This window comes from Pseudomonas viciae, from assembly GCF_004786035.1.
Taxonomy (GTDB): Bacteria; Pseudomonadota; Gammaproteobacteria; order Pseudomonadales; family Pseudomonadaceae; genus Aquipseudomonas; species Aquipseudomonas viciae.
The window spans coordinates 5,981,695-6,002,907 of sequence record NZ_CP035088.1; the positions used below are offsets into that span (position 1 = coordinate 5,981,695).

General features: G+C 59.6%; 17 protein-coding genes. 8 read left to right on the forward strand and 9 right to left on the reverse strand.

Going from position 1 to position 21,213, the window contains the following annotated elements; all coding sequences use genetic code 11:
- Positions 1 to 179: 179 nt before the first annotated feature.
- Genes EPZ47_RS26565 through EPZ47_RS26580 form a run of 4 tightly spaced genes read left to right on the forward strand, consistent with a single transcriptional unit; the run spans position 180 to position 4,198 of the window.
- Complete coding sequence (locus EPZ47_RS26565) at positions 180 to 1,106, forward strand: DUF72 domain-containing protein (protein ID WP_135847415.1); 927 nt, start codon at positions 180 to 182, stop codon at positions 1,104 to 1,106.
- On the forward strand, positions 1,103 to 1,915 hold the full coding sequence (locus tag EPZ47_RS26570) for an endonuclease/exonuclease/phosphatase family protein (RefSeq protein ID WP_135847416.1): 813 nt from the start codon (positions 1,103 to 1,105) through the stop codon (positions 1,913 to 1,915). The genes EPZ47_RS26565 and EPZ47_RS26570 overlap by 4 nt, the downstream gene beginning before the upstream one ends.
- Positions 1,912 to 3,210, forward strand: a complete 1,299-nt coding sequence (gene clsB / locus EPZ47_RS26575) for a cardiolipin synthase ClsB (RefSeq protein ID WP_135847417.1) — start codon at positions 1,912 to 1,914, stop codon at positions 3,208 to 3,210. Before EPZ47_RS26570 ends, clsB begins: the two co-directional genes overlap by 4 nt.
- The gene (locus EPZ47_RS26580; protein WP_135847418.1) at positions 3,197 to 4,198 is read left to right on the forward strand and encodes a lysylphosphatidylglycerol synthase domain-containing protein; all 1,002 of its coding nucleotides are present in this window, start codon (positions 3,197 to 3,199) and stop codon (positions 4,196 to 4,198) included. Before clsB ends, EPZ47_RS26580 begins: the two co-directional genes overlap by 14 nt.
- Positions 4,199 to 4,330: 132 nt before the next feature.
- Here the strand turns inward: EPZ47_RS26580 and EPZ47_RS26585 are convergent, their stop codons facing one another.
- From EPZ47_RS26585 to EPZ47_RS26595, 3 genes are all read right to left on the reverse strand, one after another.
- Positions 4,331 to 5,089 (reverse strand): alpha/beta hydrolase family protein, encoded by a 759-nt coding sequence (locus EPZ47_RS26585; RefSeq protein WP_135847419.1) that lies wholly within the window; start codon positions 5,087 to 5,089, stop codon positions 4,331 to 4,333.
- Positions 5,079 to 6,188 (reverse strand): DUF3182 family protein, encoded by a 1,110-nt coding sequence (locus tag EPZ47_RS26590; RefSeq protein WP_135847420.1) that lies wholly within the window; start codon positions 6,186 to 6,188, stop codon positions 5,079 to 5,081. The genes EPZ47_RS26585 and EPZ47_RS26590 overlap by 11 nt, the downstream gene beginning before the upstream one ends.
- A gap of 223 nt (positions 6,189 to 6,411) precedes the next feature.
- Complete coding sequence (locus EPZ47_RS26595) at positions 6,412 to 7,410, reverse strand: GlxA family transcriptional regulator (RefSeq protein ID WP_135847421.1); 999 nt, start codon at positions 7,408 to 7,410, stop codon at positions 6,412 to 6,414.
- A gap of 98 nt (positions 7,411 to 7,508) precedes the next feature.
- On the opposite strand from EPZ47_RS26595, the gene EPZ47_RS26600 reads away from it, so the two are divergent.
- Both EPZ47_RS26600 and EPZ47_RS26605 read left to right on the forward strand, forming a co-directional pair.
- Positions 7,509 to 8,063, forward strand: a complete 555-nt coding sequence (locus EPZ47_RS26600; protein ID WP_135847422.1) for a cysteine hydrolase family protein — start codon at positions 7,509 to 7,511, stop codon at positions 8,061 to 8,063.
- A gap of 150 nt (positions 8,064 to 8,213) precedes the next feature.
- A complete protein-coding gene (locus EPZ47_RS26605) occupies positions 8,214 to 8,837 on the forward strand; it encodes a hypothetical protein (protein ID WP_178084286.1) in 624 nt (207 codons plus the stop codon).
- A 105-nt stretch (positions 8,838 to 8,942) separates the two neighbouring features.
- On the opposite strand, the gene EPZ47_RS26610 is transcribed toward EPZ47_RS26605, so the two are convergent.
- Positions 8,943 to 11,327, reverse strand: a complete 2,385-nt coding sequence (locus EPZ47_RS26610; protein ID WP_135847423.1) for a glycoside hydrolase family 31 protein — start codon at positions 11,325 to 11,327, stop codon at positions 8,943 to 8,945.
- A complete protein-coding gene (locus tag EPZ47_RS26615) occupies positions 11,324 to 12,640 on the reverse strand; it encodes an MFS transporter (protein WP_135847424.1) in 1,317 nt (438 codons plus the stop codon). Before EPZ47_RS26615 ends, EPZ47_RS26610 begins: the two co-directional genes overlap by 4 nt.
- A 211-nt stretch (positions 12,641 to 12,851) precedes the next feature.
- Here EPZ47_RS26615 and EPZ47_RS26620 point away from each other — a divergent pair, with 211 nt between their 5' ends.
- The gene (locus EPZ47_RS26620) at positions 12,852 to 13,919 is read left to right on the forward strand and encodes a LacI family DNA-binding transcriptional regulator (RefSeq protein WP_135847425.1); all 1,068 of its coding nucleotides are present in this window, start codon (positions 12,852 to 12,854) and stop codon (positions 13,917 to 13,919) included.
- Positions 13,920 to 13,996: 77 nt separating this feature from the next.
- Here the strand turns inward: EPZ47_RS26620 and EPZ47_RS26625 are convergent, their stop codons facing one another.
- Together EPZ47_RS26625 and EPZ47_RS26630 are read right to left on the reverse strand one after the other, a co-directional pair.
- Entirely contained in the window at positions 13,997 to 14,518 is a 522-nt protein-coding gene (locus EPZ47_RS26625; RefSeq protein ID WP_003206078.1) for a single-stranded DNA-binding protein, read from the reverse strand.
- A 9-nt stretch (positions 14,519 to 14,527) separates the two neighbouring features.
- Positions 14,528 to 15,925: an MFS transporter gene (locus EPZ47_RS26630; protein WP_135847426.1), complete on the reverse strand. Its 1,398-nt coding sequence runs from the start codon at positions 15,923 to 15,925 to the stop codon at positions 14,528 to 14,530.
- 179 nt (positions 15,926 to 16,104) lie between these two features.
- Between EPZ47_RS26630 and uvrA the strand changes: the two genes are divergently transcribed.
- Positions 16,105 to 18,939: an excinuclease ABC subunit UvrA gene (uvrA, locus tag EPZ47_RS26635; RefSeq protein ID WP_135847427.1), complete on the forward strand. Its 2,835-nt coding sequence runs from the start codon at positions 16,105 to 16,107 to the stop codon at positions 18,937 to 18,939.
- 72 nt (positions 18,940 to 19,011) lie between these two features.
- Here the strand turns inward: uvrA and bfr are convergent, their stop codons facing one another.
- Entirely contained in the window at positions 19,012 to 19,476 is a 465-nt protein-coding gene (bfr, locus tag EPZ47_RS26640) for a bacterioferritin (RefSeq protein WP_135847428.1), read from the reverse strand.
- Positions 19,477 to 19,634: 158 nt separating this feature from the next.
- Entirely contained in the window at positions 19,635 to 21,083 is a 1,449-nt protein-coding gene (locus tag EPZ47_RS26645) for a catalase (RefSeq protein WP_135847429.1), read from the reverse strand.
- Between the last annotated feature and the right edge of the window lie 130 nt (positions 21,084 to 21,213).

The following is a 21,213-nucleotide window of genomic DNA, read 5'->3' on the forward strand; positions in this document are numbered from 1 at the left end:
TTACGGGCGGGCAAGTTCGCTCCAAAGGTCAATACAACACCTGTGGCGAGGGGATTTATCCCCTCGCCACAGTCACCTCACACATTTCCACCGCTGGTAAGCCCATCGAAACTTTCCGGGCCGCGCAACAGTCATCACAAGACACAGGCGGTACGAGGTCATTGGCACGGGAGGGACACATGACGGCGATCCACATTGGCATTTCCGGTTGGCGTTACACGCCTTGGCGGGGGGATTTCTACCCCAAGGGGCTGACCCAGAAGCGGGAATTGCAATTCGCCTCGCGCGCGGTCAACAGCATCGAAATCAATGGATCGTTCTACGCCCTGCAACGCCCCGAACGGTATGCCCAGTGGTACGCCGAGACGCCGCCTGGCTTTGTATTCAGCGTCAAGGCCCCGCGCTTCATCACCCACATCAAGCGCCTGCGGGATGTCCACAAGCCGTTGGCCAACTTCTTCGCCTCCGGGGTGCTGGAACTCAAGGAGAAACTCGGCGCGATCCTCTGGCAGTTTCCCCCCAGTTTCAAATTCGACCCCGAGCTGTTCGAAGACTTCCTCAAGCAACTGCCCCACGACACCGAAGGCGCCGCCGCCCTGGCCCGGGAGCACGAACCGCGCCTGGACGGCCACGCCAGCACCAGGACCGATAAAAAGCGCCCGCTGCGTCACGCCGTGGAGATTCGTCACGAGAGCTTCGTCGACCCGCGGTTCATCACCTTGCTCAAGCGCTACGATGTCGCCCTGGTGATCGCCGACACCGCCGGCAAATGGCCCTATCGCGAAGACGTCACCAGCGATTTCGTCTACTTGCGCCTGCACGGCGCCGAGGAGTTGTACGCCAGCGGTTACACCGACGCGGCGCTGCAACGCTGGGGCGAGCGGATCGAGGCCTGGAGCCACGGCAAGCAGCCCAGCGACGCCCACCTGATCGCCCCGAAAAAGAAGCCTCGGGCGCGCAAGAGCCGGGAAGTGTTCTGCTATTTCGACAACGACATCAAAGTCCGCGCGCCCTATGACGCACGGCACTTGCTGGAGCACTTCGACCTGGACAAAGACCTCGCTACCGCACCCGGTGTGCGCCCGGCCGAGGGAGTATTGCCATGAGCACTCCACAATCCCCCGACGCGACCCGCGACCCGACCCAGCACCTGGCCCAAGACCTTGACCGGGTCAGCCGCTTCACCGTCCTGACGGTCAACACCCACAAAGGGTTCACGGCGCTGAACCGCCGCTTCATCCTGCCGGAACTGCGCGAAGCGGTGCGTAGCGTGTCCGCCGATGTGGTGTTTTTGCAGGAAGTGCATGGCACTCACGAACACCACCCTCAGCGCTACAGCAACTGGCCAAGCATGCCGCAATACGAATTCCTCGCCGACAGCCTCTGGCCGCAGTTCGCCTACGGGCGTAACGCGGTCTATCCGGCGGGCGACCATGGCAATGCGCTGTTGTCGAAATTCCAGATCATCCGCCACGACAACATCGACATGTCCATCAGCGGCCACGAAAGCCGCGGCATGCTCCACAGCGTGCTGCGCTTGCCGGGCGCCGACAGCCCGCAAATCCACGCCATTTGCGTCCACCTGGGGCTACGCGAGGGACATCGGATCGAGCAATTGCAGCTGCTTTGCCAGCGCTTGAAGGAACTGCCGCCCGAGGCGCCAGTGATCGTCGCCGGGGACTTCAACGACTGGCGCGGCAAGGCCAGTGAGCTGCTCGAGCCCTGCGGCTTGCGGGAAGTGTTCGCCGAGCGGTTGGGCAAACCGGCCCGCAGTTTTCCGGCGCGCCTGCCCATCCTGCGCCTGGACCGCATCTACGTGCGCAACCTCAAGGCCCATCACCCCAAGGTGTTGAGCGTACGTCCCTGGTCGCACCTTTCCGACCATGCACCACTGTCGGTGGAGATCGAATTATGAACACGACGGTGAACAAGGAGACGGTGCAGCAAATTGAAGTTCCACCCACCGAGCGCAACCCGGCACCGGCCGATATCGAATACAGCTGGCACGGCAACAACCGCGTCACGCTCCTGGAAAACGGCGAGGAGTATTTCCCCCGGGTGTTCGAGGCCATTCGCCGGGCCGAGAGCGAAATCCTCCTGGAGACCTTCATTCTGTTCGAGGACAAGGTCGGGATCGAACTGCGGGACCTGCTGGTGGACGCCGCCCACCGTGGCGTGCGCATCAGCGTCAGCCTCGACGGCTTCGGCTGCGGTGAGCTGACCACTGAATTCCTCGCATCGTTGAGTGATGCCGGGGTGCGGCTGCAGATGTTCGATCCCGCCCCCCGGCTCCTGGGGATCCGCACCAACTGGTTCCGCCGCCTGCACCGCAAGATCGTGGTGGTGGACGGGGTCATCGCGTTTATCGGCGGGATCAACTTTTCCGCTGACCACCTGGGGGATTTCGGCCCCGAGGCCAAGCAGGATTACTCGGTGGAGGTCAAAGGCCCGGCGGTGGTGGATATCCATCACTTCGCGCTGGTGCAGAGCGGCCGCCCTTCGCGGGCCAAATACTGGTGGCAACGGCGGCGCAGTCGGCGCAATGAGCTGGCCTTCAACGACCATGACGGCCAGGTGCGCCTGGTCTATCGCGATAACCACGAACATCAGACCGACATCGAAGAGGTCTACCTGCAAGTGCTGCGCAGCGCCCAGCGCCGTGTAGTGATCGCCAACGCCTATTTCTTCCCCGGCTACCGGTTGCTGCGCGAAATTCGTAATGCGGCGCGCCGTGGCGTGGAGGTGCGACTGATCCTGCAGGGTCAGCCGGACATGATGATCGCCAAGCTCGCCGCGCGAATGCTCTACAACTACCTGCTCAAGGACGGCGTGGTGATCTACGAATATTGCGAACGGCCGCTGCACGGCAAAGTCGCGCTGGTGGATGAGGACTGGAGCACCGTCGGTTCGAGCAATCTCGACCCGCTGAGCCTGTCCCTGAACCTGGAAGCCAACGTGCTGATCCGCGATCGGGCGTTCAACCGCGAACTGTTCCAGCGCCTCGATCATTTGAGCCGCAATCATTGCACGGTCATGCCCGAAAACCACGCCCCTCGGGGCCGGCTGTGGCGCATGACCGTCGGTTTCATGGTGTTCCACTTCCTGCGCCACTTCCCGGCCTGGGCCGGCTGGCTGCCGGCCCATAAACCGCGCCTGAAACCTTTTTCGCCGCCGACGGCGGTTCGGAGCGAACCCCATGAACCACTCTGACGCGCAGACCGCACCCCATGACGCCCACGCCCACGAGCAGGGTAAACCCAAGTCACGCTGGAGCCGCTGGAAAAGACCGCTGACCCTGGCTTTCTTCCTGCTGCTGATCGTGCTGTTCACGACCCTGGCCCGGCGCATCGATTGGTCGGAAGTGTTCGCGACCCTGGCGGACTTCAAGGTACGCACGTTGATCATCGCAGTCGCATTGACCATCACCAGTTTCATCACTTACGCCTGCTTCGACCTGATTGGCCGCACCTACATCCGTCAGAAACTCAGCTGGCGGCAAATCCTGCCGGTGGGGGTGATCAGTTACGCCTTCAACCTCAACCTCAGTGCCTGGGTCGGCGGCATCGCCATGCGCTACCGGCTGTATTCGCGGCTGGGGGTCAGCACCGGCAACATCGCCAAGATCCTCGGCTTGAGCCTGGCCACCAACTGGTTCGGCTACATGACCCTGGCCGGCGTGGTGTTCAGCAGCGGTCTGGTGACGATGCCGCCGGGCTGGAAACTCAGCAGTAATGCGCTGCAAGGCGTGGGTGTGCTGTTGCTGTTCGTCAGTGCGGGTTATCTGCTGGCCTGTCAGTTTTCCAAGCGCCGGGCCTGGACCATTCGGGGTATGGAAATCAACCTGCCGTCGCTGCGCATGGCCGTGTTGCAACTGGCGCTGGGGGCATTGAACTGGTCGCTGATGGCGGCGGTGATTTTCACTTTGCTGCCCAGCAAACTGGATTATCCGATGGTGCTCGGGGTGTTGCTGATCAGCAGCATTGCCGGGGTCATCACCCACATTCCGGCGGGCCTTGGGGTGTTGGAGGCGGTGTTCATTGCGCTGCTGCAGCACGAGGTGTCGCGGGGCAGCCTGCTGGCGGGGTTGATCGCCTACCGGGCGATCTACTTCATTTTGCCGTTGCTGATCACGGTGATGATGTACCTGGTGATCGAAGCGAAGGCCAAGGCGTTGCGGGTCAAGCCTGGGCTTAAATAACGGGGAGGTAGTGGCCCATCGCGAGCAAGCTCGCTCCCACAGGGATTTATTGCGGCCGGAATATCATGTTCACAACAGATCCAATGTGGGAGCGAGCTTGCTCGCGATGAGGCCCTCACCCACACCACACAATCACCGCTCCTGAATAATGCTCAACCGCTCACCCACCACCATCTCCGTGATCCAGCCCACCAGGATCGAGGTGTAGGCCTGTTGTGACACTGGGTCGCTCAGGGCATGGTCCGCGCCGTCGATGATCCGGTGGGTCAGCGAGTGGGTCTGCTGGCACGCCGCTCGGTAGCTCATGATGGTGGCATGGGGCACGTGGTCGTCGGTCTCCGATTCCACCAGCAACACATCACCGGTGAACTGAGAGCAGGCATGCAAGGCGCGATTGGTGTCGGCATGCACCAGGGTGCTGCGGTAATCGAGCAAGTCGCTTTTGTCCAGGTCGCGCTTGGGCGTGTGCCATTGCTCATCGCGGTACAGCGCCGGCACCCGCAAGGCCAGCCAACGCACCGGTCGCAGCGATGTCAGGATCGAGGCCAGGTAACCGCCATAGCTGGTGCCCACCACGGCAATCGCCGACGTGTCCAGGGCCGGGTGGGCAAGCAGCCGGTCGTAAGCCGTCAGCAGATCCCGCAGGTTGTCTTCCCGACTCACCCGCGATAGCGGAATGCCCGTCCCGCCGGTATGCCCGCGCAAGTCGAAGGTCAGGCACACGCAGCCCAGGCCGGCAATGCCTTTGGCCCGCTCCAGGTCACGCTCCTGACTGCCGCCCCAACCGTGCACGAACAATACGCCGGGCACCTTCGACTTGGGGCTCAGGAAGGTCCCGTTCATGTGTTCATCGTCGATCTCGATCTGTATGGTTTCGCTTCTAGCCGTCATAGGAATGAACCGTTACGTATTTAAGAAGGAAGTCCCCATTGTGCGCCGCGCCGCGATAGACCTCTTTGGCGCCGGGGGGCAGCGGTTGGTCGGTGTAGGTTTCCACCGAGGACACGCGCACCGCGCTGGTCGACGGGGCCTCGACGAACACCTGCAACGCCGCAAGCTCGGCACTGCTGGCCCCACCCATGCGCCACGACTGCTCCAGCACACCGCCACGGGGCTGGCCGGCGGCATCCAGGCCCTGGGCAATGTCGTAATTGCGCCGCGAGGCGAAGAAGCCGGGGTAAGCCTGGTGGGCGGCGTCATCAAACACTTGGGCCAGGCGTACCGCTTCACGGACATCGTCGGCCAGCTCAAGCCTGAGCAATTCGATATAGCCGCCCTGCACCACCAACAGATCCGAGCCGCCGTAGACCTCCAAGCCCTCGCTGTCCTGGGTCAGGTGTTGCACGCCGCAATAGCTGAGGACTTTGCCGCTGATGAAGCTCTGGCCGACGCTTTGGGTCTGGACCTCACTGAGGTTTTGCTCCAGCACCACCCCATCACGAAAAAGCGTCTGGGCGTCAGGCGCGGCGGCAACTTCATCGAACTGCGCAAGGCTCTTGATCACTCGTTGATCGCGTCCAGCGCAAGCATGGATCGGCTTGAGGCGGATCGGCCCGGTGTAAAGCAAATGCTCCGCGGCCGGGCGCGCGTCCTTGAGCGCAAAGACACTCACGCCATCGAGCACCGCGCCTCGGGTGAGCTTGGCAAACAGCGGCGACCAACCCTCGGGGGCCACGGCATCCTTATTCAGCAGACCGTGGGCGATCGCCTTGGTGCAAATAAAATCATGCTCGACGTAACCGCCCCACAGGTCCTCGGGCCCCTTGACACCCAGGCGCAACGCGGCCTCGGCGCCGATCAGGGTTTGCGTAGGCACCCAATACAGATCAAGCCCGGCATGTTGCTGTTCATCATAACTGCCGCCGTACGCCAGCCCGAGGATCTGCGCCAGCCAGCGGGCCAGCGCACGATTGGTTTCCACTTCATGGAGCGGCGCGTGGGGGTTGACCGAGTGGGCCACTACGGTTTTGTTGCGATTGACTGGCGTCATGCGTTGCCCTTTACCTGTGCTCGATGGCTGTGGGTTAAGGGGTGCAGAGATCAGGCCAACGATGGAAGCCGCCAGGACGGTCAAGCAAACGGGGGAATCGCGAGGAGTTGATAGCAACGCGCCTGTTTCATTCTGCACGACCTGCGGTTGATATCCGGCAAATTGCACGATACTCGCACCGTCTCCTGTGGCGAGGAGGTTTATCCCCTCGCCACAAAAGCACTCACTGCGGCCTTGAAACACCCGGCGGACTCACCCCAAACCTCGCCCGATAATCACTCGGCGCCAGCCCGGTAATCTTCTTGAACGTCGCCCGAAACGCACTCGGATCCTGATAACCCACGGTCCAGGCGATGTGGTCGATGGTGCCATTGGTGAACTCCAGCATTTCCCGGGCCTTGCCGACTCGCAGGTGCTGGCAGTATTCGGTGGGTTTTAGCCCGGTGGCGGCGCGGAAGCGGCGCAGGAAGGTGCGCTCTTCCAACCCAGCCCGTTCGGCCATCGCGCCAAGGGAAACGTCCACCGCACCGCTGCTTTGAAGCCAATGCTGGACCTTGAGAATCGCCGCGTCGCCATGCCCGAGAATCGGCGCGAAGTTACTGCCGCATTGGCTGGCGCTGTCGCTGTGCTCGATCACCAAAAATTGCGCCGTGCGCGTGGCAATGCTCGGCCCGAGAAGGCGGTCCACCAGACGCAGCCCCAGCTCCGACCAGGCCATCAACCCGGCCGTGGTGATCAGGTCGCCGTCGTCGACGATGGGTTTGTCGGCGTTGAGTTTGATCTTCGGGTAACGCGCCGCGAAGGACTTGGCCGAGGTCCAGTGGGTGGTGGCGCTGCGCCCATCGAGCAGGCCACTTTCGGCCAGCAGAATCGAGCCTACGCAAACCCCACCCAACACCGTGCCACCGGCATGCTGCGCACGCAGCCAATCCATCAATCCTTGGGAGGCCTGCTCCTCATCGAAACCGGCGAGGGATGGCGGAATCAGCAACGCAACCAGTTTGCCCGCCGGGCCGGCTTCGCTGTCGAACACCCGCAACGGCGCTTCGTCATTTTCCGTTTGCCAGTGACTGACCCGCAGCCGTGGCAACTGCGCACTGCCATGCTCGGCCGCAATTCGCTGCGCCACGGCAAACAGATCGGTCAACCCATGCACCGCCGCCAATTGCGCGCCGGGATAGATGAGCACCCCGAGCTCGGCGACTGCCCTTTGCTGCGTCATTGTCAGTTTTCCCTCGCCTATTGTCGTTGTGGCCAATCCTCGAACCTGCGGCAAAAGCCAATACTGGCGCCATACCCAACCTGATCAAGGAAACCCTCATGCCCAAGCAAGCGCTCATCGTAGTCGATATCCAGAACGACTACTTCCTCCAAGGGAAATGGCCACTGGTCGGTGCCGACGCCGCCGCCGACAATGCCGCAAAGTTGATCGAAGCCTTTCGCCAGGCCGGGGATCAAGTGGTGTTCATCCGCCATGAGTTCACCTCCGACGACGCGCCGTTCTTCACCCCAGGCTCCGAAGGCGCGCAACTGCACCCCAAAGTGCTCAACCGCGACGACGAGCCGGTGGTGCTCAAGCACTTCGTCAATTCGTTTCGAGAGACCGAACTGCAAGCCCTTCTCGACCACCACGGCATCGAGCAACTGGTGGTGGTCGGCAGCATGAGCCACATGTGCGTCGATGGCGTCACCCGGGCTGCGGCGGATTTGGGCTATGACGTCACAGTGATCCACGATGCCTGTGCCACCCTCGACCTGGAATTCAACGGCGTCGTGGTCCCGGCCGCCCAAGTACATGCGGCCTTCATGGCGGCGCTGGGGTTTGCTTATGCGAGTGTGGTGAGCACTGAGCAATTCCTGGCAGCCAACCGCTGAGGTGCAATCCAGCCCCCAATGGCGGGCAAAGAGAACCGCGCTTCGAGCACCGCAGCGCGGTTTTTTATTTGCTTGCGACTGCTGACTGCTACTAGTCGCCGTTGAGCCATAACGATAAGAATGGCCGGTCAGTTCCCAAGAGCCTGCCGCATGAAACGCAAACGCCCGCCGCGCCTGGTCGACTCGCCCTTCCCGACCGACACCGCCGCCTCAGCGTCATGGCATCCGCCCACTTGGGATTGCTCAAGCGACGTACCCAGGCCGGGATACCTGGGCACCATGCTGTACGCCGTGGCGGTATTGCTGGCCTTGCCGGTCTACGGACTGGCAGTCCTATCGATGAAGCTGTTTCATGTCGGACAAAGCCTGTCGCCCATTCATACAAGAGTGATCGAAGATCCCCTGTTTTTAACGCTCATGTTCATCAGCACATTCGTGGCCGTCTGCATCCTCAAATGGCTCGCCTGTGCGCCTGAAGTGCTCGGTTTCTGCTTTGACGAGCGCCAGCAACGCCTCACCTTCACCCAGCGCCGCCGTGCCCGACAAAGCACCGAAGAATGCGTGCCGTACAGCGACATCCATTCCATCCGGCCTTACATAACGACCGCTTCCGCCAATGTTTGTCACTTTGAGGTGTGCTTCGCCGGGGCCAATGGCAAGCCGATCGCACTGCGGTTTGGGGATGTAACCGTGCGGGACATGGCGTTCCATGCCGCGTGGTTGAGACAGTCGATTGGCGAGAGGATGCAGGAGGTATTGGATCTGGATTTGTGAGCCGAGGCAGGGAAACTCGTATGCACGGTTCTTAGGAGAGATGAAAGCCTCCGATGCCCCTTGAACCTGCCCTCCCGGACTGGGAGGGCAAGACTTCTCAGGGGATCAATGAAGTTCATGCTCCGCAATGTCGGCCAACGTTAAAGCGCAGTCGCTATGGCCGTTGATTCTCAGGGTTCTCGCATCCGTTCCCTTCAAGGACACCTCGAGCTGCTCCCACGCCGGACAAAAAACCCCTGTTTTAGAGATCTTCAAATCAATGAAGTCCAGGCCATATTCAATGGTCCATCTGATCACCAGGCTATTGCCGTTCTTCCAGCCATGACTGATGCCGTCATCTTCAAATAACACGCCGCTGGAGGTGCCTGAAGGTGCAGGAAAAATCACCAGCTCGCGACGCCGATCAAGCGAGGGATCATTAAGCTTGTGGCACTCACCGGTCGCTATCGCAGCGCCCCCTCGTACCAACAATGGCAAACGTTCCAAAGGCGCATCCAGAGAAACGTATTGGCCGCCTTCGTACCAGCCACCGGTATGCCAGTCGCACCATCCTGTCGCGTTCAGGGGCAGCCACACCTCGCGCTCGCGTGCGCCTTCCTCTACCACGCTGGCGACGAGAACGTCTCGGCCCAGAAGGAACTCGTCGTTTTCCTCGAACGTTTGAAAGTCGTGCTCGTGGTCAAGAAACGTGGGTCGCAAAATGGGCTCATCTTCGTGACTGGCTTGCCACAGCAAGGTATAGAAATAAGGCATCAACCTGTATCTGAGCGCAATAGCGTCACGGACCGCATCGGTGACCGTTGGATGCATCCATGGCTCATTGACGGTGCCATCGTCGTTCCAGGAGTGAATGGTGAAGCGCGGGTGCATCACACCATTCTGGACCCAACGGACAAACAGTTCGGGGTCCGGTTTATTACCGGAGAACCCACCCACGTCATGCCCCACGTTGTACAACCCCGACAGGCTCATGCCCAGGCCCATGCGGGTGTTGTAGCGGAGTGTTTTCCAGTTGGTTCGGTTATCACCGCTCCAGGTCTGAACATAGCGCTGCATGCCGGCGCAACCTGAGCGTGAGATGAGGTAGGGCCGCTCTGACGGTGAGAAGCGCTGTTGTGCCTCTAAAGACGCTCTCATCATCAGCAATGCCATGACGGGCCGGATATGTTTGATGGCTATCTCGCGCCCGAAGCCTTGGCAGCGCGCCTCGCCATCCCACACTTCGAATTCATTGTTATCGTTCCACGTAGATTCAATGCCCAGTTCCAAAAGCTGTGACCTGACATTTGATTGCCACCAACTGACAGTGTCCGGGTTGGTGAAGTCCAGATGAGAGCCCTCATCGTCCCAGAAGACCGACCGCTCTGGCCTGTCGTGTTCAGAGTCGGTAATGAACATCTTTTGATTGGCCACCTCGGCGTAGCGCGGGTGGTCCTGCAGCAGACAAGGCTTTATGTTGGCAATCAGTCTGACGCCGGCATCACGGTAGGCCTGGGCAAGCGCCTTGGGGTCCGGGACTTTTTCATGGTTCCAGTTGAACACATAGCGTTTTTCGCGAATGGAGGTGTACCCGGATGACAGTTGAAAAGAGTCACAGGGAATATCGTGCCGACGGCACAGATCAAGAAACTCCAGCAACTGTTCCTGGGCATTTTCGGCATCGGTGTAACGCATGGTTGAGCCGCTGTAGCCCAGGCTCCATTTAGGTAGAAACAAGGTGCGTCCGGTCAGGCGAACGAAAGCCTTTGTCACATCCAGTATGCGCGGGCCTGCCAGTACCCAGTAGTCGAGGTCGCCGGCCTCCGCTTTGTACCGACGATAGGGCCGGTGATAATTATCCAGCTCGTTACCCAGATCAAACAGGCTGGTGTTCAGGTTGTCATAAAACATCCCAAAGCTGGCGTGTTCCTGGTGCGTGATGACAAAAGGAATGTGCTTGTACAGCGGGTCGGTGCTCGCAGCGTCATATCCCATTGCATCCAAGTTACGCATTTCAAAACGCCGGCCGGTGCGGTTCAAGTCGCCGGTTTTTTCGCCGAGCCCGTAGTAGCGATGTTCGGGCGCGCGAAGCTGGTAGTGCTCCAGGCCTTCACCATGAGCGTCAAGCGAATAGGCACCGGTGGGCCGATCCGAGACCAACGGCTTCCAGCGCTGGCCATCATGGTATTCCCACTGTAACCACAGCGGCTGATTCACAGTGATGCGGAGTTTTTTGGTGGTGAGCACCAACCGGTCCTGAAACGCTTCGACCCGGTACGCGGGCAAAGAGAAATCCGCTACCGACTCGCGGGACCGGCCCTCCCAGGCGACGTCCTCCCGGGGTGCAATGCTCCAGGTCCGATCCAGTGCCAACGCCCCTGCACGCAGAAGCAGAACACGCGCCAAACCGTCTTCAAGAATATAGATTCGGAATAGATGTCGGCCCTCAACCAGCAGCTCGATATAACCTTTTTCCTGGGCCTGTAACGTCCAGACTTTAAGTGATTTCATTGTGCACGCACCGCTTTAGGTTTGGACGCTCTGTCTGCGATAAACAAGATCATGAAAAACGCACCTATAAAATCAAAGAGCCCCATTGCAATGAACAATGGGTTGAATCCTATTTTGTCCACGCTGACACCGATGATCAGCGAGAAAATAAAGCTGGCAATCCAGGCACAGGAGCCTCGCATTCCGTTAACCGTCGCCAACTCATCCCGATCAAACGTTTCGACGACCAGCGCACTTAACATGCAAGAAATAATCTGGTGGCCAAAACCGCCGACTGAAATAAGCGCAATCGCAACATAGGGGTCTTGCACCTGAGTCATCACGGCCAACGAAAACATCAGGAACGCGCCGGTGATTGAACTGGCGACTATCGAGTTCACCCGGGTGCATTTGAAAAAACGATGGTAAGCGCGTGACAGATAACCGCTGGCGATACTGCCCAAGTCCGCGGCCAGAAACGGAACCCAGGCAAACAGTACGATTTGCTTAAGGTCCATTCCTCTTTCATTGGCCAGATACAGCGGCACCCAAAAACTCATGACCGCCCATGCCGGTTCTGCCATGAAGGCGGGAAGCGCGATACCGTAAAACCGCTTGTCCCGGCCAATCTTTTTCAACGCTTTAAAAAAGGGCATTTGCTGGCCGATTTTTTCGCCGTCTTGTTGGATATGCTTCAACTCATTGGGCGATAAGCGCGGGTGGATATTGGGGGCGTGGTAGAGCCATGCCCAGACGGCGGCCCAGACCAGGCCGATCCCCCCGGAGATTAGAAATGCGCCCTGCCAGCCCAGAGATACATGAGCCAGATAGATGATGGGAGGGGCGAGCATGGCCCCCAAGGAAAAGCCAACCCCTGCCCAACCTGCGGCGATAGGTCGTTCTTTTTTTGGAAACCAGTCCCCTATCGCCTTGGCATTGGCTGGTGTAGCCGCAGCCTCCGAAGCGCCCATAAAAAAACGCAAAATCGCCAGATGCACCCAACTCGCGGCCCCGGCATGCAGAAGGCACATCACCGACCATATGACGGCGCATACCACAAAGCCGAGCTTGAGCCCGATCGCATCGATCAGCCATCCGCAGATGGGTTGGAAAACGGTATAGGCAAGTTGGAAAGAAGCGACCACCCACGAGTATTGTTCAGTGGACATGTTGAACGTGGTTTTTAGTTCCGGCGCCAATATGCCTAATGAATTGCGGGTTATGTAGTTTACGGTGACGCCGAGCAAAAACAGGGAAAGCATCCACCAACGCAGATGTGGGATGAATGTTCGCTTGGCCGAAAGTCGAGCATTGCGTTCGATATCGATAGTCATCAATTCTTCGCCTGTCGCCGGATTTTCCGGCGTTTTGTTTTTATTTGAGGCTTGACGCTATGGCAACGGCTCATGACTCGTACAGAAGTAAGCGTGTATAAACTTACATTCTCTTTCACCCTGGCTCGGCAAAGACCCAAGGACGCTAGGCTTGCTGGCCCTTTTCTGCTATGAAAGCTTTTACATAAATTGTCTCAATGGATAAGCCGCGGTGGGGAAATTACACATTGCTGAAATCGCGGCACAGACTGGCCTGTCCATAGCGACGGTGTCCCGGGTGCTTGCAGGCAAATCAAATACCCGCCCGGCGACGAGAGAAAAAGTGCTGGCGGCGGCTCGTCAGAGGGGCGTGATGGAAGACCTCGCCCATGGTCGTTTCCTGCTCAACGGGCTGACCCTCTTCGCGCCCTCGCGGGCCTTCAACGTACGCTCCGATATCTTCTACTACAAAGTTATCCAGGGCATCACGCAGGCGGTCGCGCAGCATGATGTTCGAGTCCGCTACTGTGAGCTCGAAGAGGTCGATAGCGACGCATTATTGTTTTTGGAAAAGATGAATCAGAAGGACACCGATGCGGCGATCCTGATTGGTATTGATGATCCGCACATACACCAACTTGCGGCCGACCTCAGCAAGCCGACGGTGTTGATCAACTGCATCGATCGCAGCATGCGCCTGCCCTCGATATCACCCGACCACTTTTTAATCGGTCATTATTCGATGAATTATCTATTTCAGATGGGCCATCGAAATGTACTGACCCTCCAGTGTCTCAGGCGGTACACGATGGACCTTCGAATACGTGGAATTCGTGACGCATGGAAGGAGCAAAATCTCGAGTTTGTCGAAGCGAAACACCTAATAATTTCCGAAGGTTTCGGCAGTGCTGAATCTGAAGCGCAGGTGGCGGCCTTCATGGAAAACTGCGCACCCGAAGACCGACCGACTGCCATCCTGGCCGGGGGCGACTTTATGGCAGCCGGGGCAGTTAAAGCGCTCCAGAATGCTGGCCTGAGGGTTCCTCACGATGTTTCAGTGATGAGCATGGACGGGTTCAACCTGGCGGACATCAACGATTTACCGCTCACGACGCTTCACGTGCCCCGCGATGAATTGGGTGCAGAAGCGATAAGGGTATTAAGACAGCAGCTTTTCGAACCGCGATCTCCTCGTGGCAATCTTCTGCTCGGTGGACAACTCATCACCGGCAGCTCAGTGCGACGCATCAAGCACAGCGCCAAGCAAACGCCGGTCTATCAGAAGATTATTTATGACTGATTTTACACTGCCAAAAACGCGGAACCCCCGCATGGCGGGGGTTCCTTAGTCAAACTTTATAAAAAGTCTGAGTAGACTCAGAACGGAATATCGTCATCAAAGCTGTCGAAATCCGGAGCCGGTTGCGGCGCGGCTTGTTGCGGGGCCGGGCGCTCGCGTTGTGGCTGTGGCGCCGACTGTGGACGAGGCGCCTGCTGACGCGGGGCCGGAGCCGACTGCTGGTAGTTGTTGCCACCTTGCTGTTGGTCGCCCTGTGGACGACCGCCCAGCAGTTGCATGGTGCCTTGCATGTCGACCACGATTTCAGTGGTGTAACGCTTGATACCGTCTTTTTCCCACTCGCGGGTCTGCAGCTTGCCTTCGATGTACACCTGCGAACCCTTGCGCAGGTATTCGCCGGCGATCTCCGCCACTTTGCCGAACATGGACACGCGGTGCCATTCGGTCTTCTCGACCTTCTGGCCGGTCTGCTTGTCGGTCCACTGCTCGCTGGTCGCCAGACTCAGGTTGGTCACGGCGTTGCCGTTGGGCAGGTAGCGAACCTCAGGATCCTGGCCGCAAGTACCGACCAATATGACTTTGTTAACCCCACGGGCCATAACGTTCTCCTAGGCTTCGCACGTGGTCGGGGCCGGGTTGTTCACCAGGCGCTCGAGCGTCGCGCGATCCAATAATTCGGTGTCGAGTTTGATATACACGGCCGCCTCGTCGGCGACCACCACTGCATCGGTTACTCCAACGACGGCCTTCAGACGCTCGGTCAGGCCAGCCTCACGAATCGCCTCGGGCGATAAGGGCAAGCGCAGGCTCGTCACATAGGGAGGTTCGCGCATGGTAACAGCAAAAAGCAGCCAAAGTGCAGCCAGCGCGGCGCAACCCAGGAACACAACCGACAAACCGCCATGCTGGAACAGCCAGCCGCCGAGGATCCCGCCCAACGCCGAACCCAGGAACTGGCTGGTGGAGTAAACCCCCATCGCCGTACCTTTGCCGCCCGCCGGTGAAACCTTGCTGATCAGCGACGGCAGCGATGCCTCCAGCAGATTGAACGCGGTGAAAAACACCACCGTGCCGATCACCAGGGCCCGCAAGCTATCGCCGAACTGCCAGAAGAATAGCTCAGTGAGCATCAGCGTCATGACGGCGCCGAGCAAAACTCGTTTCATTTTGCGTCGCTTCTCGCCATAGATGATGAACGGGATCATGGCGAAGAACGAAATCAGCAGCGCGGTCAGGTACACCCACCAGTGCTGCTCCTTGGGCAGGCCGGCTTTTTCCACCAGCGCCAGGGGCAAGGCCACGAAACTGGACATGAGCATGGCGTGGAGCACGAAAATTCCCAGGTCCAGGCGCAGCAGATCCGGGTGCTTGAGCGTTGGGATCAGCGCCTGGCGGGCCACCCCGGATTCGCGGTGCTGCAACGGCCCGGTGGAGTGCGGCACCATGAACGCCACGATCAGGATGCCCACCAGCGCCATGGCCCCGGTGGCCAGGAACAGCCCCGACAAGCCAAAGGCACGGGTCAGCAAGGGACCTACGACCATGGCGACAGCGAACGACAGACCGATTGTCATGCCGATCATGGCCATGGCCTTGGTCCGGTGCTGTTCGCGGGTCAAGTCCGACAGCAGCGCCATGACAGCGGCGGAAATAGCCCCGGCACCTTGCAGGATTCGTCCGGCGATCACCCCCCAGATCGAATCGGCATTGGCCGCCAGCACACTGCCCAGGGCGAAGACGATCAACCCCAGGTAGATCACCGGACGCCGGCCGATGCGGTCGGAAATGACCCCGAACGGGATCTGGAAAATCGCCTGGGTCAGGCCGTAAGCGCCAATCGCCAACCCGATGAGGGCCGGGGTCGCGCCCGCCAGGTCCATGCCATAGGTCGCCAACACCGGCAACACCATGAACATGCCCAGCATACGGAAGGCGAACACCAGGGCAAGGCCGCTTGCCGCGCGGGTCTCACCGCTACTCATGTGTTCGCTGTGGGGATCTTGCATGGAAAAACCTCATGTGAACCGGCGGCGATTCTACCAGTCCCATCGATTGAGAGGGTATATGGCGACCGTTTGCCGCGCAGTCTTCATGTATGGCTGCAAACTCACTTTCAATAGTGTGCATCCATCCAGTATTTGCCCGTATACTCCTACGTTTTCGACGCCCGCCGAGCGAGGCCACTTTGGACAAGATCCTGATTCGTGGGGCCCGTACCCACAACCTGAAGAACATCGACCTGACCCTGCCACGGGACAAACTGATCGTCATCACCGGCCTGTCCGGATCCGGCAAATCATCCCTGGCCTTCGACACCCTGTACGCCGAAGGCCAGCGACGCTATGTCGAATCGCTGTCGGCCTATGCCCGGCAGTTCCTGTCGATGATGGAAAAACCCGACGTCGACACCATCGAAGGCTTGTCGCCGGCGATCTCCATCGAACAGAAGTCGACCTCCCATAACCCACGGTCGACAGTCGGCACCATCACCGAGATCTACGACTACCTGCGCCTGCTGTATGCGCGAGTGGGCATCCCCCGCTGCCCCGACCACGACATTCCCCTGGAAGCCCAGACCGTCAGCCAGATGGTCGACCTGGTGCTGGCGCAACCGGAAGGCAGCAAGCTGATGCTGCTGGCGCCGGTGATTCGCGAGCGCAAGGGCGAGCACCTGATGGTCTTCGAGGAACTGCGCGCCCAGGGCTTCGTGCGGGCCCGGGTCAACGGCAAGCTGTGCGAGCTGGACGAACTGCCGAAGCTGGATAAACAGAAGAAGCATTCGATCGACGTGGTGGTCGACCGCTTCAAGGTTCGCGCCGACCTGCAACAGCGCCTGGCCGAATCCTTCGAGACGGCGCTGAAGCTGGCCGATGGCATCGCCCTGGTGGCGCCGATGGACGACGAACCCGGCGAAGAGATCATCTTCTCCGCGCGCTTCGCCTGCCCGATCTGCGGTCATGCCATCAGCGAACTGGAACCCAAGCTGTTTTCCTTCAACAACCCAGCCGGCGCCTGCCCGACCTGCGATGGCCTGGGGGTCAAGCAGTTCTTCGACACCAAACGCCTGGTCAACGGCGAACTGACCTTGGCCGAAGGCGCGATCCGCGGCTGGGACAGGCGCAACGTCTATTACTTCCAGATGCTTGGGTCGCTGGCGGCCCACTACAAGTTCAGCCTGGACGAGCCGTTCAACGAACTGCCCGCCGACCAGCAGAAATTCATCCTGCATGGCAGCGGCTCGCAGAATGTCGACTTCAAATACCTGAACGACCGCGGCGATATCGTCAAACGCTCCCACCCGTTCGAAGGCATCGTGCCGAACCTGGAGCGGCGCTACCGCGAGACCGAGTCGGCGAGCGTGCGCGAAGAGCTGGCCAAGTTCCTCAGCACCCAGCCCTGCCCCGATTGCCGTGGCACCCGCTTGCGTCGCGAAGCGCGGCATGTGTGGGTTGGCGAAAAGACCTTGCCGGCGGTGACCAACCTGCCGATCGGCGATGCCACCGATTACTTCGGCGGCTTGAAACTCACTGGTCGTCGTGGAGAAATCGCCGACAAGATCCTCAAGGAAATCCGCGAGCGCCTGCAGTTCCTGGTAAACGTCGGCCTGGATTACCTGACCCTCGATCGCAGCGCAGACACCTTGTCCGGCGGTGAAGCCCAGCGTATCCGCCTGGCCAGCCAGATCGGTGCTGGCCTGGTCGGGGTGATGTACATCCTCGACGAGCCGTCGATTGGCCTGCACCAGCGGGACAATGATCGACTGCTCGGCACCCTGAAGCACCTGCGGGACATCGGCAATACTGTGATCGTGGTCGAGCACGATGAAGACGCCATTCGCCTGGCCGATTACGTGGTGGACATCGGCCCGGGCGCAGGGGTGCATGGCGGGCATATCGTTGCCCAGGGCACTGCTGCCGAGGTCATGGCGCATCCCGATTCCCTGACCGGTAAATACCTGTCGGGCCGGGTGAAGATCAAGGTGCCGGCCAAGCGCACACCGCGCAACAAGAAGCTGTCGCTGACCCTCAAGGGCGCCCGTGGCAACAACTTGCGCAACGTTGACCTGGAAATCCCGATTGGCCTGCTGACCTGCGTCACCGGCGTGTCCGGCTCCGGCAAATCGACGCTGATCAACAACACCCTGTTCCCCCTCAGCGCCACGGCCCTCAACGGCGCCACCACCCTGGAAGCTGCCGCCCACGACAGCATCAAGGGCCTGGAGCACCTGGATAAGGTCGTCGATATCGACCAGAGCCCGATCGGTCGTACACCGCGCTCCAACCCGGCGACCTACACCGGGCTGTTCACACCGATCCGCGAACTGTTCGCCGGCGTGCCGGAATCGCGCTCCCGGGGCTACGGCCCTGGTCGCTTCTCGTTCAACGTCAAGGGCGGGCGCTGCGAAGCCTGCCAGGGCGATGGCCTGATCAAGGTGGAGATGCACTTCCTGCCGGACATCTACGTGCCGTGCGACGTGTGCAAGAGCAAGCGCTACAACCGCGAAACCCTGGAGATCAAGTACAAGGGCAAGAACATCCACGAAACCCTCGAGATGACCATCGAGGAAGCCCGGGTGTTCTTCGACGCGGTGCCGGCACTGGCGCGCAAGCTCCAGACGCTGATGGATGTCGGCCTGTCGTACATCAAGCTGGGGCAGTCGGCAACGACCTTATCCGGCGGCGAGGCCCAGCGGGTCAAGTTGTCCCGTGAACTGTCCAAGCGCGACACCGGCAAGACCCTGTACATCCTCGACGAGCCGACCACTGGCCTGCACTTCGCCGATATCCAGCAATTGCTCGACGTGCTGCATCGCCTGCGCGACCACGGCAACACCGTGGTGGTGATCGAACACAACCTGGATGTGATCAAGACCGCTGACTGGCTGGTGGACCTGGGGCCGGAAGGCGGCTCCAAGGGCGGTCAGATCATCGCGGTAGGCACACCGGAGCAAGTGGCCGAGATGAAGCAGTCATACACCGGCTACTACCTCAAGCCGTTGCTGGAGCGTGATCGGGACTGATTCCTCCCCGAACACGAAAAAGCCCCTGTCATCTCATCAATGACAGGGGCTTTTTGTTTTTCTGTGGGAGCGTCAGAACTGCGACTGCAGGTAGTTCTCCAACCCGATCAACTTGATCAAGCCCAACTGCTTCTCCAGCCAGTAGGTATGGTCTTCTTCGGTATCGTTGAGCTGAATGCGCAGGATCTCGCGAGTCACGTAGTCGTTGTGCTGCTCGCAGAGTTCAATGCCTTTGCACAGCGCAGCGCGGACTTTGTATTCCAGGCGCAGGTCGGCGGCGAGCATGTCAGGCACGGTGGCGCCGATGTCCAGGTCATCCGGACGCATGCGCGGTGTGCCTTCAAGCATCAGGATCCGGCGCATTAGCGCATCGGCGTGCTGCGTCTCTTCTTCCATCTCATGGTTGATACGTTCGTAGAGCTCGGTAAAACCCCAATCCTCGTACATCCGCGAGTGGATGAAATATTGATCACGGGCTGCCAGTTCGCCTGTCAGCAGCGTGTTGAGGTAATCGATTACGTCTGGGTGACCTTGCATCGCCCTACATCTCCACAAGCTTTGAAAGGCTCTAGTTTGAACCAAGCTGACTGCAAGGTCACGGGGACATCGCAATAAAAGCGAAGAAAATCCGAGAAAACCAGGCTAAATAACGCAAAAACCGCCCTAATGAGGGCGGTTCTGCTTCTCGTTTAGACTTAGTTAAGCTGTACGCCCAATGCCTTTGCGATACCTTCCCCATAAGCGACGTCCGCCTTGAAGAAATGCTGCAGTTGACGGTCAACGACATCCGCCGATACACCGCCCATCGCACCGGCGATGTTGCTGATCAGCAGGGCTTTCTGCTCATCGCTCATCAAGCGGAACAGCGCACCGGCGTGGCTGTAGTAGTCGGTGTCTTCACGATGATCGTAACGATCCGCTGCACCACTGAGGGCCAATGCCGGTTCCGCATAACGTGGAGCCTGCTTCGGCGCTTCCACGAAGCTATTGGGCTCGTAGTTCGGTGCTGCGCCACCATTGCTGCCGAATGCCATGGCGCCGTCGCGCTGGTAGCTGTTAACCGGGCTGCGCGGGGCATTCACCGGCAATTGCTGGTGGTTGGTGCCAACACGGTAGCGGTGCGCATCAGCGTAGGCGAATACACGGCCTTGCAGCATGCGGTCGGGCGAGAGACCAACACCCGGTACCATGTTGCTCGGCCCGAACGCCGCCTGCTCGACTTCGGCAAAGTAGTTCAGCGGATTACGGTTGAGTTCGAGTTCACCCACTTCGATCAACGGAAACTCTTTCTGCGACCAGGTCTTGGTCACATCGAACGGATTCTCGTAATGGGCCGCGGCCTGAGCCTCGGTCATGATCTGGATGCAGACGCTCCATTTCGGGAACTCACCGCGCTCGATCGCATTGAACAGGTCACGCTGGGCGTAGTCCGGATCGGTACCCGCCAGGCGTGCGGCTTCGGCCGGCGCAAGGTTCTTGATCCCTTGCTTGGTTTTGTAGTGCCACTTCACCCAGTGACGCTCACCCTGCGCACTGAGCAGGCTATAGGTATGGCTGCCGAAGCCGTGCATGTGACGGTAGCCGTCAGGAATGCCACGATCAGAGAACAGAATAGTGATCTGGTGCAGCGCCTCAGGCGAGTGCGACCAGAAATCCCACATCATCTGGGCGCTTTTCAGGTTGCTTTGCGGCAGACGTTTCTGAGTGTGGATGAAATCCGGGAATTTCAACGGATCGCGAATGAAGAACACCGGCGTGTTGTTGCCAACGATGTCCCAGTTTCCTTCCTCGGTGTAGAACTTCAGGGCAAAACCACGTGGATCGCGTTCGGTGTCGGCCGAACCACGCTCACCACCCACGGTGGAAAACCGCAGGAAGGTTGGGGTTTGTTTGCCAACAGACTCGAACAGCTTGGCGCTGGTGTATTGAGTGATGTCCCGGGTGACGGTGAATGTGCCATAGGCGCCCGAACCCTTGGCGTGCACGCGACGCTCGGGGATGTTCTCGCGATTGAAGTGAGCAAGCTTCTCGATCAGGTGGAAATCATCGAGCAGCAACGGGCCACGCGGGCCGGCGGAGCGAGAATTCTGGTTATCGGCGACAGGAGCGCCGCTGGCGGTCGTAAGCGTTTTGGTCTGGCTCATGCTCAATCTTCCTAGGTCGGTCTTCAAACTGCCGGCTAATCGGCTGGAAAGGAGTATTGATCAACAATCATGACGTCTACAAATTCATTAAATTGCGGACATCCATAGAAAATAACTACCAATACCTCCA

What these genes read in the sequence shown, in the direction of transcription:
- EPZ47_RS26565 (WP_135847415.1), top strand. Translation starts at nt 180, where the DNA reads ATGACGGCGATCCACATTGGCATTTCCGGTTGGCGTTACACGCCTTGG.
- EPZ47_RS26570 (WP_135847416.1), top strand. Translation starts at nt 1,103, where the DNA reads ATGAGCACTCCACAATCCCCCGACGCGACCCGCGACCCGACCCAGCAC.
- clsB (WP_135847417.1), top strand. Translation starts at nt 1,912, where the DNA reads ATGAACACGACGGTGAACAAGGAGACGGTGCAGCAAATTGAAGTTCCA.
- EPZ47_RS26580 (WP_135847418.1), top strand. Translation starts at nt 3,197, where the DNA reads ATGAACCACTCTGACGCGCAGACCGCACCCCATGACGCCCACGCCCAC.
- EPZ47_RS26585 (WP_135847419.1), bottom strand. Translation starts at nt 5,089, where the DNA reads ATGACGGCTAGAAGCGAAACCATACAGATCGAGATCGACGATGAACAC.
- EPZ47_RS26590 (WP_135847420.1), bottom strand. Translation starts at nt 6,188, where the DNA reads ATGACGCCAGTCAATCGCAACAAAACCGTAGTGGCCCACTCGGTCAAC.
- EPZ47_RS26595 (WP_135847421.1), bottom strand. Translation starts at nt 7,410, where the DNA reads ATGACGCAGCAAAGGGCAGTCGCCGAGCTCGGGGTGCTCATCTATCCC.
- EPZ47_RS26600 (WP_135847422.1), top strand. Translation starts at nt 7,509, where the DNA reads ATGCCCAAGCAAGCGCTCATCGTAGTCGATATCCAGAACGACTACTTC.
- EPZ47_RS26605 (WP_178084286.1), top strand. Translation starts at nt 8,214, where the DNA reads ATGAAACGCAAACGCCCGCCGCGCCTGGTCGACTCGCCCTTCCCGACC.
- EPZ47_RS26610 (WP_135847423.1), bottom strand. Translation starts at nt 11,327, where the DNA reads ATGAAATCACTTAAAGTCTGGACGTTACAGGCCCAGGAAAAAGGTTAT.
- EPZ47_RS26615 (WP_135847424.1), bottom strand. Translation starts at nt 12,640, where the DNA reads ATGACTATCGATATCGAACGCAATGCTCGACTTTCGGCCAAGCGAACA.
- EPZ47_RS26625 (WP_003206078.1), bottom strand. Translation starts at nt 14,518, where the DNA reads ATGGCCCGTGGGGTTAACAAAGTCATATTGGTCGGTACTTGCGGCCAG.
- EPZ47_RS26630 (WP_135847426.1), bottom strand. Translation starts at nt 15,925, where the DNA reads ATGCAAGATCCCCACAGCGAACACATGAGTAGCGGTGAGACCCGCGCG.
- bfr (WP_135847428.1), bottom strand. Translation starts at nt 19,476, where the DNA reads ATGCAAGGTCACCCAGACGTAATCGATTACCTCAACACGCTGCTGACA.
- EPZ47_RS26645 (WP_135847429.1), bottom strand. Translation starts at nt 21,083, where the DNA reads ATGAGCCAGACCAAAACGCTTACGACCGCCAGCGGCGCTCCTGTCGCC.